Origin of the sequence: Streptomyces sp. NPDC093984 (genome assembly GCF_044764595.1) — a bacterium.
Lineage (GTDB): Bacteria > Actinomycetota > Actinomycetes > Streptomycetales > Streptomycetaceae > Streptomyces > Streptomyces cynarae.
Genome location: NZ_JBIWIM010000002.1, coordinates 823,788 through 836,867, shown reverse-complemented (window position 1 = coordinate 836,867; position 13,080 = coordinate 823,788). Strand labels below are relative to the sequence as shown.

Sequence of the window (13,080 nt, the reverse complement as noted above, 5' to 3'; positions counted from 1 at the left end):
CTGACGCGGGAATTCAGGCGTGCCCGGTCACGCGATGGGTGGCCTTGGCAGGCATAGTTCCCGGATGGCTCACGTCAGCACCGGCCCCGCCCGCGTCGTCGCAGATCTCGGGAACCGCTTCCGTGGCCGTCTTGCCGGGGAAGGGCGGCTGAAGATGACGGCCGTCACCGCGCTCGGCCTGTTCGTCGCCGTCCGGCTGTGCGGCGGGATCGTGCTCGCCCTCGCCGCCTGGTCCTCGGGCAAACGGCCGCTGCCCCTGCTCGGGTATTCGTGGGACTCGGTCTGGTATCTGAGAATCGCCACGCACGGTTACGACATCCAGAAGAACCTGGCCTTCTTCCCGCTGTATCCGGGCCTGGTCCGCGCCGTCACCGCACTCACCCCGCTCGATGGGATCGCGGCGGGCCTGCTGGTGTCCTGGACGGCCGCCGCGGTCGCCGCGTACGGCATCCACCGGCTCGGCGTCCTGCTCTACGGCCCCGCCGTGGCCACCGCGCTCGTCGTGCTGTGGGGCGTGCTCCCGCACTCCGTCGTGCTGTCGATGGCGTACACGGAGCCCCTGCTGACCGCGTTCGCCGCCTGGTCGCTGTACTCGGTCCTGACCGGGCGATGGGTGTGGGCAGGAGTGCTTGCGGCGCTCGCGGGCCTTTCCCGGCCCAACGGCTGCGCCGTGACCGCTGCGGTCCTGGCGGGGGCCGCACACGAGGTGTGGCAGAAGCGCGGGCGCGGAGTTACCCACAGGTTGTGGGCGGGCGCGGTGCTCTCGCCGCTCGGCTGGGGCGGCTATGTGCTGTGGGTGGGCCTGCGCAAGGGTGATCCGCTCGGCGGCTACTTCGCCGTGCAGCGGCGGTGGGGCTCACGCTTCGACTTCGGTCAGGGTGCGCTGCGCTTCACCGAGCACATGATGCTGCACCGCGCACGGCTGGTCTTCCCGATGGCGCTGGTGATCGTGGTCGTGAGCACCGTGCTCTTCGTGCTGCTGATCCTGGACCGTGTCCCGCTGCCGCTGGTCGTCTACAGCGGTGTCCTGCTGCTGATCGCGCTCGGCGGTGCCGGCAACGGATACTTCCAGTGCAAGCCGCGCTTCCTGCTGCCGGCCTTCCCGCTGCTGATCGTGGTGGCGCGGGCGCTGGTGAGAACCGCCAGAGCCCGGCCGTGGCACGCCACCGTGGTGGCGAGCGCCCTTGCCGGGTTCTCGTTCGTCTACGGCGCGTTTCTGGTCGTGGTGTCCCGGCCGGCCCTTTGAGTGACGGATCAGTCGGCACCCGAAGGCCCGACGCGCGTGCGGCGGTCCGAACCGCCCCGTCGGACCGGGCCGCCCGAACCGCCCCGTCGGACCGGACGACCCGGACCGCCCGCCCCGCCGGACGACCCGAACCGCCCCGCCGGACGACCCGAACCGCCCCGCCGGACCGTCCGGGCCGGCCGCCGCCGTTGCCGGATCCCTACGCCTCCTCGTGCCCCAGCGACACGTCCACCTGCTGGCGCCCGCCCCCGTCGATCTTCACCGGCGTGACGACCGGCGGGTAGCCGCTGGCGACCACCGTGTACTCGTCGCCGGAGAGATCGGTGAAGGCGTACGTGCCGTCGGGGCCGGTGGAGCGGGCGGCGACGACGTTGCCCTCCGCGTCCAGCAGGGTGACCCGGGCGTCCTCCACCGTGCGGCCGTCCCGGGTGCGTATCGTGCCGCGTACGTCGGCGGCGGGGCGGAGTTCGAGGTCGTGGTGGACGCCCTCGGTCGTGACCGTCACCAGGGAGGCCGCCGGGCGGCGGCCCGGGGCGGTGACCGTGACCGCGTAGTCGCCGGGGAGGAGGTCGGCGATCCGGTAGGCGCCGTCGGTCCCCGTCGTCGTCGAGGACGCCACGGCTCCGCGCTCGTCGGTGACGACGACCAGGGCTCCGGACAGCGCCTCTCCGCCCGTGTCGCGCACCGTGCCGGACAGTGTGCCCGTGCCGGCGGGCATCACCAGGTCGTAGGCGATCGGTGCGCCGTTCAGAGACAGCGTGGCGACCTGCGGCTGGTGGCCGGCCGCCGAGCCGATGAGCACCAGGCTCCCGCGTGCGGAGGTGTCCACGGCGTACGAGCCGTCCTCGCGTGAGGTGGCCCGGGCGACCTGGCGGCCCGTCGGGTCAAGCACCGTGATCGCGGCGCGTGCCAGCGGTGTGCCCGCGCCGTCCCGCACCTGGCCGCGGATCACGCCGGGACCGTCGATCTCGACGCCCAGACCGTCGATCTCGACGCCCAGACCGCCGATTTCGGTGTCCGGACGGTCGGTGTCCCGGCCGCCGGTGTCCCCTGTGGTGGCGGCGGCCAGGGGTTCGGGAGCCGCCGGGGCGGCAGGCGTGTCCGCGGCCGGCTGGGGCGTCGCTTTGCGGCGGAACAGCAGCACCGTCACCAGCACCGCGAAGACGAAGAAGCCGGCCGACCACCAGTACGCGGTGGAGTAGCTGTGCAGCGCGGCGTTCACCTTGACCAGCGGGTCGGTCATGTGGTGCTTCGCGTAGTCCGTCGCGGCGCTCGTGGCCAGCGTGTTGAGCAGCGCGGTGCTGACCGAACCGCCCACCTGCTGCGTGGTGTTGACGGCCGCCGAGGCCACGCCCTGGTCGCTCGCATGGACACCGAGGGTCGCGTAGCTCATCGCCGCGGGCATCGACAGGCCGAGGCCCGCGCCGATCAGCAGCAGGGGCGGCAGCACATGCGCGGCGTAGCCGCTGTGCAGGCCGAGGCGGGTCAGCCAGACCATGCCGCCCGCGGCCAGCAGCATGCCGATGGGCACGATCACCTTGGGGCCGATCTTCGGCACGAGCACGTTGGTGGACAGCTGCGCCATCACCATCAGCGCGCCCACCATCGGCAGGAAGGCCACGCCGTTCTTCACCGGCGAGTAGCCCAGCGTCGCCTGCAGGTAATAGGTGAGGAAGAGGAAGACGCCGAACATGCCGGCGGACGAGATGAGCACGGTGGACAGGGCGGCGCCGCGGTTGCGGTCCGCCAGCACGCGCAGCGGCAGCAGGGGGTGCTTCGCCCGGGCCTGCCAGAGGAAGAACGCCAGCAGGAGCACGCCGCCCGCGGCCAGGAAGCCCCAGGTCATCCAGTTGCTCCAGTCGTGCGTCTCCGCGTTGGCGAAGCCGTAGACGACGCCGAACAGGCCGCCGGAGACCAGGATCACGCCCGGGATGTCCAGCCGGGGCCGCTGGACCGGGACCGAGCGGCTGATGAAGACGATCGCGCCGACCAGCGCGAAGACCGCGATGACGTCGTTGACGTACAGCGTCCAGCGCCAGTTCAGGTATTCGGTCAGCAGGCCGCCGAGGACCAGGCCGACGGCGGCGCCGGAACCGGCGATGGCGCCGAAGACACCGAACGCCCTGGCGCGTTCCTTGGCGTCCGTGAAGGTCGTGGTCAACAGGGAGAGCGCGGCCGGAGCCAGCAGGGCGCCGAACAGACCCTGGACGGCGCGCGCGACGACGAGCATGGTGAAGCCGTTCGCCGCGCCGCCGAGCGCGGAGGCCGCCGCGAAGCCGACCAGGCCGATGATGAAGGTGGTCTTGCGGCCGAACAGGTCGGCGAGCCGGCCGCCGAGCAGCAGCAGACTGCCGAAGGCGAGCGAGTAGGCGGTGACGATCCACTGCCGTCCGTTGTTGTCGAAGCCCAGGTCCTGCTGGGCGGACGGCAGTGCGATGTTCACGATCGTGGCGTCGAGCACCACCATGAGTTGGGCGAGGGCGATCACGCCCAGCGCCCACCATCGGTGCTTCGGCTGGGCATGGTGGTGGGTCCGGCCGGAATCTGTGGCCGGGGCGGCTTCGGTCTGGATGAATTCCATGTGATCCCTCTTGCGGGGCTCAAGGGCTCCGGGTGGCTCAGTGCCTTCCACCCCGAGGCGGAGGAGGACGACGGTGTCCGTCCAGCGCTCGTACGGGGTGGGGGCGTCGGTGCGTTCGGTGTTCGGCCGGTGTGGGGGTCGCTTCGGCGAGAGGGTGGGGACTCTCTGTCCGAAACGGTTTCGTACACCGCCCGAGAGTAGGGAACCTCCTAGCGAAACGCAAACGTTTCGATCCTCGCCCGTTCCGCACCTCAGGCCGCGGTGTAGCCGAGCTGGCGCCTCATGTACGGGGTCAGGAGGGTCTTGGCCTTGGCCAGGGTGCTGGTGCGGCCGCCGAGGACGGCGGTTTCGCCGCCCGGCACGGGCATCACGGTCACTCCGTCGGCCGGGCCGAACGGCACGATGAGCGGGGTACGGCGGATCGGCCGGTAGAAGCGGGGCTCCTTGCGGTGCCTGCCGGAACTCTGCAGATACGCGCGGATGTTGTGGGCGGCGATGTCCGCCTGGGCGAGTGCGGCAGGGGTGATCTTGAGCTCGCTGACGTCGTTCACGTCGCCGACCGCGAACACGTCCGTCCACCCCTCGACCCGGAGCGTCCGGTCGACCTTCACATGGCCGGCACCGTTGAGCCAGTCGCCGTGGCCGGCCAGCCGCAGCCAGAGCGTGTTGGGGGTGGTGCCGGTCGCCCAGAAGGAGAGGTCGGCGTCGACGACGTCGCCACGAGCGTCGCGATAGGTGCCGAAGGCGCTGCCGGGTGCCATGAAGGAGTCGAGCCGCACTTCCACGTCGTGGGACTCCAGCCAGGCGCGAGCCTTGCGGCCGGCCCGCGTGCTGCCCGTGGAGTGGAGCAGCTCCGGCCCGGCGTGGGCGAGCGTGACCCGGGCGTCCGGCCGGGCCAGGCGGATCTCGGCGCTGAGCTCGACGCCGGACGGCCCGCCGCCGACGACCAGGACGTGACCGGCGGCGGCCACGTGCTGCTGGTGTCCGGCGAACGACTTGGCCGCCTCCTCGGTGGTGGTGCCGCTGAAGCGGGCCGGTTCTGGGTAGTCGGCGCCGGTGGCGATCACCAGCACGTCGTACGGCAGTCTCTCGCCGGTGGCCAGCGCCACGTGCCGTTCGGCGGTGTCGATGCGGACCGCCTTGCCGACGACGACACGGCCGTTGCGCAGCAGCCGGTCGTACGGAATGAAAGGAGTGGCCGTCCACTCCGGGCGTACGCCGGCGCGCAGGGAGGCGATGCGGTGGAAGAAGACCTCCTTGCGGTCCACCAGCGTGACCCGGGCCAGCGCGTCCAGCCGTTTCGCCAGGCGAACGCCCGCATAACCGCCGCCGATCACCACTACATCGCCGTCGCGCACGCCGAGTCTCCTCGCCTGGTGGGGGGTCGCGAGTGCCGCGCGGACTGACTGTTCTCGGCCACTCGACTGCCGGGGCAGAGTAACGCTTGAACGCTGAAGTTCTGGTGCGGCCGTGTGCGTATTCCGTGAAGCGATGGTGGGGGCGGGCACCACTCGACGCGGGCCCGGGCCGGGGTCAGGGAAGCGTCGGCGAGCCGCTGTCCGGGCCGTTGCCGTCCAAGGTCGTCCCTTGCCGTTGCTCGACCCATTGCCGCAGTTCCTCGTCGCCCACCTGCTCCACTGTGGCGAGCAGTTCCTGTCGCGCTCGCGTGTCCCGGTCGGACTCGGGGAGCAACTGGTAGCGGTTGATGGCTCGTCGCAGAGACTCACGGGGACTGTGCCGCCAGGACGTAGCGGGGGCCGTGTGCGAACACCTGCCGGACGCCGGTGAAGAACAGGGCGCCGCCCGCGATGAAGGCGGTGAGCCAGGCGGGAGCATGGAGCCCCGCCGCCACCACCGTGGACGAGGAAGCGGCCAGGGCCCCCAGCTCGGTGACGCGGTGCCACTTGCGGGCCGAGTCGCGCACCTCCTCGTAGAAGGCCAGCTCCTCCCGGGCGAGCGCGAGCACCGGGTCGGGGGCTTCGAGCCACAAGCTGGTGTCCGGTCTACGTCGGCGCATGGCTCCATGGTGTCCTATGGAGCCCCGCCGACGCCGTCCCGTATGCGGGAGAAGTACAGTGGAGTTGACCGACGAACAGCACAACCGGGCCTGGGGGCAGCAGCGTTCGGATCTACGGAAAGCTGCGTGGACCATGCGCCCCTCTCCCTCCTCCTTCCCTCGACCGCCACTGCCGGACGCCGAGTTGACTCAGCAGGCCGAGCAGGACGGGGCCCGCGACGACCTCGTACACCACCACCCGAGCGCCCACCGGCCGGCCCGCGGTGCCACGCCGCGGCGGGTCCTCGTCACCGGGCTCGGAGCCATCACCCCGCTCGGTGTCGGGGTGGCCGAGTTGTGGCAGGGGCTTCTCGACGGACGATGCGGAATATCCGAGTTGACGGGTGACGACTTCGCCGGGTTGCCCGTCCGCACAGCGGGGACCGTGCCCGCCGATCCCGCCGCGCTGCTGCCCCGGCCGCGGGCGCGGCGGATGAACCGGGCCGCGCAATTCGGGGTGCTCGCGGCGCGGGAGGCCTGGCGGGATGCCGGGTTCGACCTGGCGGGAGCGGTGGAGAGCGGGCTCGAACCCGAGCGCGTCGGCGTGTCCGTGGGGTCCATCCTCGGTGACGCTTCCGTGCTGGTCGGTGGTGACCGGGTGCTGCGGGAGAGGGGGCCTCACGCGGTATCGCCCCTCACCACCCCCATGACCGTGCCCTCCCAGGCGGCCTCCCAGATATCGATCGACCTGGGGATCACCGGGGAGGCGCGCACCGTCACGAGTGCCTGTGCGTCGGGGACCGAGGCGATCGGGCAGGCTATCGACCGGATCCGGTACGGGCACGTGGACGTGGCCCTCGCGGGCGGCGCGGAGGCAGTGGTGACGCCGGCGATCATGGCGTCGTTCGCCGCGATGCGGGCCTTGTCCCAGCACGCGGTGGGGGACGTCTCGCCCTCCCGGCCCTTCGCCAAGGACCGCGACGGGTTCGTGAACGGCGAGGGCGCCGGGTTCCTGTTGCTGGAGGCCGAGGAGCACGCACGGGCGCGCGGGGCGCGTGTGTACTGCGAGGCCGCCGGGTGGGGCCTGTCCGCCGACGCGCACCACATGGCGGCGCCGGATCCGTCCGGTGCCGGGATCGTGCTCGCCTTGCGGCGGGCGCTGCGGGACGCGGGTGCGCGCGCCGCCGACGTCGTCCACGTGAACGCGCATGCCACCGCGACGCCCGACGGCGACCTCGCGGAGGGCATCGCACTACGGGAGGTGCTGGGCGACGCCGTGCCGGTCACGGCGCTCAAGGGGCACCTGGGGCATCTGCAGGGCGCGGCGGGCGGCGTGGAGGCCCTGGTCACCGCGCTGACCCTGCACCACGGGCTCATCCCTCCAACGATCGGCGCCACAGCCCACCATCCTCAGGACTCCCAGGATCCGGAGATTCCGCTGGACGTGGTCCGCGGCCGCCCCCGCCCGCTCCCCTCACGCGGCGACCTGGCCCTGAGCAACTCCTTCGGCTTCGGCGGCCACAACGCCGTACTGGCGCTGCGGCGGGTGCGTTAGGCCCCCTTCGCGGTTGTCTTCTTCGCCGCCGCCTTCTTCGCCGGTGTCTTCTTCGCCGCAGTCTTCTTCGCCGCAGTCTTCTTCGCCGCAGTCTTCTTGGCTTCCGTCTTCTTGGTCGCGCTCTGCCTGGCCGTCGTCTTGTTCGCGGTGGTCCCCGACTTCGCCGTCGTCTTGTTCGCCGTGGTCCCCGACTTCGCCGCCGTCTTCTTCGTCGCCGGCGCCCTCTTCTTCCCGCCGGTCTCCTTCGGCTCCGTACGCGCCGCCTTCCGCTGCGGCAACCGTCTGATCTCGGCCTTCTGCTCCGCCCCCTGCTCGCCCGCCCCCCGCGCCTCCTTGGCCACGCGCACGCTCTTCTCCAGCGCCGCCATCAGGTCGAGCACCTTGCCGGCCTCGGGCGCCGGAGCCGTCGGCGGTTCCTTGCCCTCCGCCTTCGCCGCGATCAGTTCCTCCACCGCCTCGCGGTACTCGTCGTGCAGCTCGTCCAGGTCCACCTCCCCCAGCGTGTCCATCAGGGCGTCCGCCAGGTCCAGCTCCTTGTCCCGGACCGTGACGTTCCCCTCCGGCGCCACGCCCTCCGGTGCGCGGATCTCGTCCGGCCACAGCAGGGCGTGCATGGCGAGGACGTCGCCGACCGCGCGCAGCATCCCGAGCCGTTCCCTGCCCCGCAGGGCGAACTTCGCGATCGCCACCTTCCCCGTGCGTCCCAGCGCCTCACGCAGCAGCGTGTAGGGCTTGGCGGCCGGAGTGCCGTTCGCGCACAGGTAGTACGCCGTGTCCATCTGGAGCGGGTCTATCAGGTCCTCCGGGACGAACGCCACGATCTCGATCGTCTTCGTGGTCGGGATGGGCAGCTGCACCAGGTCCTCGTCCGTGATCGGGATGACCGAGCCGTCCGCGTCCTCGTACCCCTTGCCGATCTCCGCCTGCGCCACCTCGCGGTCCTCCAGCTCGCAGAACTTGCGGTACCGGATCCGGCCGCCGTCCTCCAGATGGATCTGGCGGAAGGAGATCGAGTGGTTCTCGGTGGCGTTCATCAGCTTGATGGGGATGCTCACCAGGCCGAACGAGATGGCACCGTTCCAGATGGATCGCACGTTCCGCCCCTTTTCCGGATAGGTCGGGCGATTTCATGGGGTTCTCGTGGGATTCTCATCGTATGACGCCGATCACAGAGGTGGAGGGCCGACGGCTGGCGCTCAGCAACCTGGAGAAGGTGCTCCATCCCGCGACCGGCTTCACCAAGGGCGAGCTGCTGCACTACTACGCGACCACCGCCGGCGCCCTGCTGCCCCACCTCCGCGACCGCCCGCTGTCCTTCCTGCGCTATCCGGACGGGCCGGACGGACAGCTCTTCTTCGCCAAGAACGTGCCGCCGGGTACGCCCGACTGGGTCACCACGGCCGAGGTGCCGCGTACGGAGGGTGCGGCTCGCATGGTGCTGATCCAGGACCTGGCGAGCCTGATGTGGGCGGCGAACCTCGTCACCGAGTTCCACACCCCGCAGTGGCGCATCGACACGCCCGACATCGCGGACCGGCTGGTCTTCGACCTGGACCCGGGGGCGCCGGCCACGATCGTCGAGTGCTGCGAGGTCGCCCTGTGGCTGCGGGAGCGGCTGGCGGCGGACGGGATCGAGGCGTACGCGAAGACGTCCGGCTCCAAGGGGCTGCACCTCCTCGCCACCGTGGAACCGACGCCTTCGCAGCGGACGACGGACTACGCCCGGCAGCTCGCCGTGGAGGCGGAGAAGGCGATGCCACGCCTGGTCATCCACCGTATGACCCGCAGTCTGCGGCCCGGGAAGGTCTTCGTGGACTGGAGCCAGAACGCGGCGCGCAAGACCACCGCCACCCCGTACACACTGCGCGCCCGGGCGGAGCCCACCGTGTCGGCGCCGGTGACATGGGAGGAGGTGAGGGACTGCGCCTCGCCCGGCAGTCTCGTCTTCCGCGCCGCGGACATCGCTCCCCGGCTGCAGGCGTACGGCGACCTCATGACCGCGCTCTGCGACCCGGACCAAGCGGTTCCGCTGCCGTGAGAGCAGGAGGTTCCACTGCCCTGGGAGCAGGAGGTTCCACTGCCCCGAGCCCCTGCCGTGTGCCGCCGCCCCGCGGTCACACCCGGGACCACGTGTGCCGGTCCCGGGCCATCGCGTGCAGCGCCTCCACGTCCGCCGGCTTCAGCATGCCGCCCAGGCGGGCCAGGGCGGGCACGTCCGTGTCCTTCAGGACGCGGATCTTGCGCAGCGGGGTCGTGATCTCCAGGCGGGCGGGCTCGGTGACGATCAGGACCGGGTGGACCTCGGCCGTCAGCGCGTACGACGCCCGGTCCGCGTCGGCGCTCACCTGGCGCAGCAGCGGCTGCGCCTCCTGGCGGCCCACCGTCACCATGGGGTCGGCGACGAGGACCCGCTGCCTGCGGGCGTTGAGGGAGCGCACCGCGAACAGGCCGCCGGGGCCGATCGCCAGGTGGTGGATGCGGTCGCCGCCGGGCAGCGGCACCGAGTGCAGGGTGCGCCAGCCCGCGCCCTCCAGGTCGTCCAGCGCGTCACCGACCGCCTGCTCGGCGGCGAGCGCCCGGCGCCGTGGGTCCGGGCGCAGCCGGTGGGTGGGGCCCGGGTCGCGGTCCAGGGCGATCAGCAGGGCCTCGCCGGGCCGGTTCGGCGCCAGGTCGTCGTCCGGGTGGAGGGAGAGCCGGGCCAGCTCGGCGGGGGTGGGCGCGGGGGGCGGCCCGACCGTCACCGGGCCCGTCACGAACGGGCCGAGCGCGTCGAGCACGTCCTCGCGCAGGTCCTCGCTCAGCAGGTTGACCCGGCCGGTCTCCCGGTCGTACCAGGCGATGTTCCGCCCGTCGGTGCCGCACACGTACAGGCGTTCCTGTCCGTGCCGCCAGGTCGGTACGACGCGCAGTCCGTCCATGCACATCACCCCTCGACCATGGGAACAGGCGGGGTGCTCCGGGGGCAAGAACCCGGCTACCTTTGTGAGCAGTTGGGGACTCGGTGGGAGGCGCCGTTGCGGACCCGCAGAAAGCAACCCGATGTTCCGGCTCCCGAGAGCCCGTGGAGCGAGATCGTGCCCGGTCTGTGGATGGGCGGCCACGAGTTCAGGGGGCGCTCCGGGGAGCGGGAGTTCGCCGTCGTCCGTGACGAGTTCGATCTGGTGCTGACCTTGTTGCGGCTGCCCGGGCACGGGCCCGACGACGGGGTCGAGCACCATGTGTGGCCCATCCCGGACGGTCCGCTGGACGGGACGCAGCTCGCGGGTGTGATGCGGCTGGCGCAGGCCGCCGACGACGCGCTGGAGGACGGGCGCCGGGTGCTCGTCCGGTGCTACCACGGGTACAACCGTTCGGGTCTCGTCGTCGCGCATGCGCTGGTGCGGGCCGGGCACACCGCCGAGGAGGCGATCCGCATGATCCGCGCCCGGCGCGGGCCCTGGGCGCTGCACAACGAGCTGTTCGTGGAGTACCTGCGGGCGGGCCTGGACACCGCCCGCCTCCTGGAGGAACTCGCGGAGTAACCTCACTGGCCGGTCGTAGAGTGAACAACCGGTCATCAGGTGAGCAAAAAGGACGGATGCCCCCGTGTTCCCCAGCCGTCGCGCCGGCACTGCGTTCCGCAGCCGCCGTGTGGGGCCGGCACTCCGCGGTCGCCCCGTGCGCGTGGCCCTCGGCGTCGCCGTGGCCGCCCTGCTGCTGGCGGGCTGCGGCGACTCCGGTGCCCTGCGCGGCGCGGGCCCGACCGCCACCGCCGTCGGCCCGGTGCGGTTGTGGCCGCAGCTGCCGCCCGCCTCCACGCCCGCCCTGGACTACGGCGAGGCGGACACCGAGACCGTCAAGGGCATCACCGTTCCGGGTGATGACATCCGCCGGGTGGATCCCCTGGACGTCGTGCGCGCCGAGGTCGCCGCGCACCCGGACGCCTACTCCGGCCCGCACGCCGTGTACGCCGAGACGCGCGAGCGGCTGAAGGACTGCGGCGCGGCGGGCCCGCAGGGGCGTCGGTGCCCGGTCCTGCGGGCGTACTACCGCGACCTCACCGGCGACGGCAAGGACGACATGGTGCTCGGCATCCGCTTCCCGGACGACCAGCTGGCGGTGCGCGTGTACACCGTCGAGCACCACCGGCTGGTGCAGGTCATGGGCACTTCGGACAGCGTGATCAGCGTGGAGCTGGCGGACCGGACCGTGATCATCCACTCGCCGTCGACGCTCCCGGGCTACGAGTTCCGCACGGAGTGGACCTGGGATCCGCACCAGCACGCGATGCTGGCGACCCGGGACGAGATCGTGCGGGTGGGCACCGCGCCCCCGCGCCGGCCGGTCGCGCCGGCCCCGTCCGCCGCTCCCCCGGCCCCGCCCGTTCCGTCCGTCTCCCCCTCGGCCGCCCCCGTCCCGTCGGAGAGCGCCCGATGAGGCCCCTCGGCCGCGCGCTCGGCCGGCTGCCGCGCTGGACCGGCACGCTGACCTGGAAGGCGGCCGCGTTCATCACCGTCATGTGCTGTGGTCTGGCCGCGCTGCTCGGCGTGCTCGTCCATGTCCAGGTCACCGACCGGACCGTCGGTGAGGCCCGCGGCCGGGCGCTGGCCCGGCTGACGGAGGCGGCGCAGGCGTACGAGGCGGGCGACCGGCTGCCGCACGGCGCGGGCGTCGACCCGCCGGGACTGCCGGCGCCGCTGCGGGAACTCGCGGCGGACGGGTACCGCGGCACGATGGTCGGGACCCGGGATCCGCAGCCCACGATGTGGGCGGCGGGCCCGGCCGACGGTGGCCGGGCGCTCGCCGTGCAGGTCGACTACGCGCAGGGCGCCCGCATCATCGACGCCCTGGACGAGGCGATCGTGTGGTCCTCGGCGCTGGCGAGCGGCGCGACGCTGTGCGTGGGAGCGTTCGCGGTGACCCGGGTGACCCGGCGGCTGCAGGCCACCGCGCAGGTGGCCCGGCGGATCAGCGCGGGCGACCTGGACGCGCGCGTGAACGACCGGCGCGCGAGGAACCCGGCGCGCCTCCAGGACGAGGTGGCCGCGGTCGCGGGCGCCCTGGACACGATGGCGGCCACGCTGCAGGGCAAGTTGCTGAGCGAGCAGCGGTTCACCGCGGACGTGGCGCACGAGCTGCGCACCCCGCTGACCGGACTGCACGCGGCGGCCGAGCTGCTGCCGCCCGGGCGGCCGACCGAGCTGGTGCAGGACCGGGTGGCGGCGCTGCGCACGCTGACCGAGGACCTGCTGGAGATCTCGCGCCTGGACTCGGGCGGCGAACGCCTCGAGCTGGCCGAGGAGCGGCTCGCGCCGCTGGCGCAGCGGGTGGTGCGGGCCTCCGGCACCCCGGTCGAGGTCCGGGTGGTGCGGGACGCGTGCGTGGCGACCGACCGGCGGCGGCTGGAGCGGGTGCTCGGCAATCTGGTGGCGAACGCGCACCGGCACGGCCGGGGCCCGGTGGTGCTGACGGTCGACGGTGCGCGGGTCACCGTACGGGACCACGGGGGCGGTTATCCGGAGTACCTGCTGGAGCACGGGCCGCAGCGGTTCCGCACCGAGGGCGGCGCGAAGGGGCACGGCCTCGGGCTGACGATCGCGCTCGGGCAGGCGGAGGTACTGGGCGCCCGGCTGGAGTTCGCCAACGCGCCGGACGGCGGGGCCACGGCCACGCTCTCCCTCCCCGAGACGCCAAGGAGTACCGGAACGGGCTGATTGCCCCCG

11 protein-coding genes are annotated in these 13,080 nt (G+C 72.5%); 6 read left to right on the top strand and 5 right to left on the bottom strand.

What is annotated here, in order from left to right; genetic code table 11:
• The first annotated feature begins 64 nt into the window (after window positions 1-64).
• Complete coding sequence (locus ACIRC0_RS11595; protein ID WP_403614397.1) at window positions 65-1,246, top strand: mannosyltransferase family protein; 1,182 nt, start codon at window positions 65-67, stop codon at window positions 1,244-1,246.
• A 199-nt stretch (window positions 1,247-1,445) separates the two neighbouring features.
• On the opposite strand, the gene ACIRC0_RS11590 is transcribed toward ACIRC0_RS11595, so the two are convergent.
• The 3 genes from ACIRC0_RS11590 to ACIRC0_RS11580 form a co-directional block, all read right to left on the bottom strand.
• The gene (locus ACIRC0_RS11590; protein ID WP_403614395.1) at window positions 1,446-3,827 is read right to left on the bottom strand and encodes an MFS transporter; all 2,382 of its coding nucleotides are present in this window, start codon (window positions 3,825-3,827) and stop codon (window positions 1,446-1,448) included.
• Between the two features lie 251 nt (window positions 3,828-4,078).
• Window positions 4,079-5,185, bottom strand: coding sequence for an NAD(P)/FAD-dependent oxidoreductase (locus ACIRC0_RS11585; RefSeq protein WP_403614393.1), 1,107 nt, complete (start codon window positions 5,183-5,185; stop codon window positions 4,079-4,081).
• A 365-nt stretch (window positions 5,186-5,550) separates the two neighbouring features.
• Window positions 5,551-5,844, bottom strand: a complete 294-nt coding sequence (locus ACIRC0_RS11580) for a hypothetical protein (protein WP_403614391.1) — start codon at window positions 5,842-5,844, stop codon at window positions 5,551-5,553.
• Window positions 5,845-5,902: 58 nt separating this feature from the next.
• Here ACIRC0_RS11580 and ACIRC0_RS11575 point away from each other — a divergent pair, with 58 nt between their 5' ends.
• On the top strand, window positions 5,903-7,378 hold the full coding sequence (locus tag ACIRC0_RS11575) for a beta-ketoacyl-[acyl-carrier-protein] synthase family protein (protein ID WP_403614389.1): 1,476 nt from the start codon (window positions 5,903-5,905) through the stop codon (window positions 7,376-7,378).
• Here the strand turns inward: ACIRC0_RS11575 and ACIRC0_RS11570 are convergent.
• On the bottom strand, window positions 7,375-8,472 hold the full coding sequence (locus tag ACIRC0_RS11570; RefSeq protein WP_403614387.1) for a Ku protein: 1,098 nt from the start codon (window positions 8,470-8,472) through the stop codon (window positions 7,375-7,377). The two genes, ACIRC0_RS11575 and ACIRC0_RS11570, sit on opposite strands and share 4 nt — an antisense overlap.
• 62 nt (window positions 8,473-8,534) lie before the next feature.
• Here ACIRC0_RS11570 and ligD point away from each other — a divergent pair, with 62 nt between their 5' ends.
• A complete protein-coding gene (gene ligD, locus ACIRC0_RS11565) occupies window positions 8,535-9,416 on the top strand; it encodes a non-homologous end-joining DNA ligase (RefSeq protein ID WP_403614384.1) in 882 nt (293 codons plus the stop codon).
• Between the two features lie 76 nt (window positions 9,417-9,492).
• Here ligD and ACIRC0_RS11560 read toward each other — a convergent pair whose 3' ends face one another.
• Window positions 9,493-10,296 carry a nuclease-related domain-containing protein gene (locus ACIRC0_RS11560; protein ID WP_403614382.1) on the bottom strand — a complete coding sequence of 268 codons (804 nt, stop codon included), beginning with the start codon at window positions 10,294-10,296 and terminating at the stop codon, window positions 9,493-9,495.
• 96 nt (window positions 10,297-10,392) lie between these two features.
• Between ACIRC0_RS11560 and ACIRC0_RS11555 the strand changes: the two genes are divergently transcribed.
• The 3 genes from ACIRC0_RS11555 (at window position 10,393) to ACIRC0_RS11545 (ending at window position 13,071) form a co-directional block, all read left to right on the top strand.
• Entirely contained in the window at window positions 10,393-10,899 is a 507-nt protein-coding gene (locus tag ACIRC0_RS11555; protein WP_403614380.1) for a dual specificity protein phosphatase family protein, read from the top strand.
• 136 nt (window positions 10,900-11,035) lie between these two features.
• Window positions 11,036-11,794: a hypothetical protein gene (locus ACIRC0_RS11550; protein WP_403614377.1), complete on the top strand. Its 759-nt coding sequence runs from the start codon at window positions 11,036-11,038 to the stop codon at window positions 11,792-11,794.
• Window positions 11,791-13,071: an ATP-binding protein gene (locus ACIRC0_RS11545; RefSeq protein WP_403614374.1), complete on the top strand. Its 1,281-nt coding sequence runs from the start codon at window positions 11,791-11,793 to the stop codon at window positions 13,069-13,071. The genes ACIRC0_RS11550 and ACIRC0_RS11545 overlap by 4 nt, the downstream gene beginning before the upstream one ends.
• Window positions 13,072-13,080: the final 9 nt, after the last annotated feature.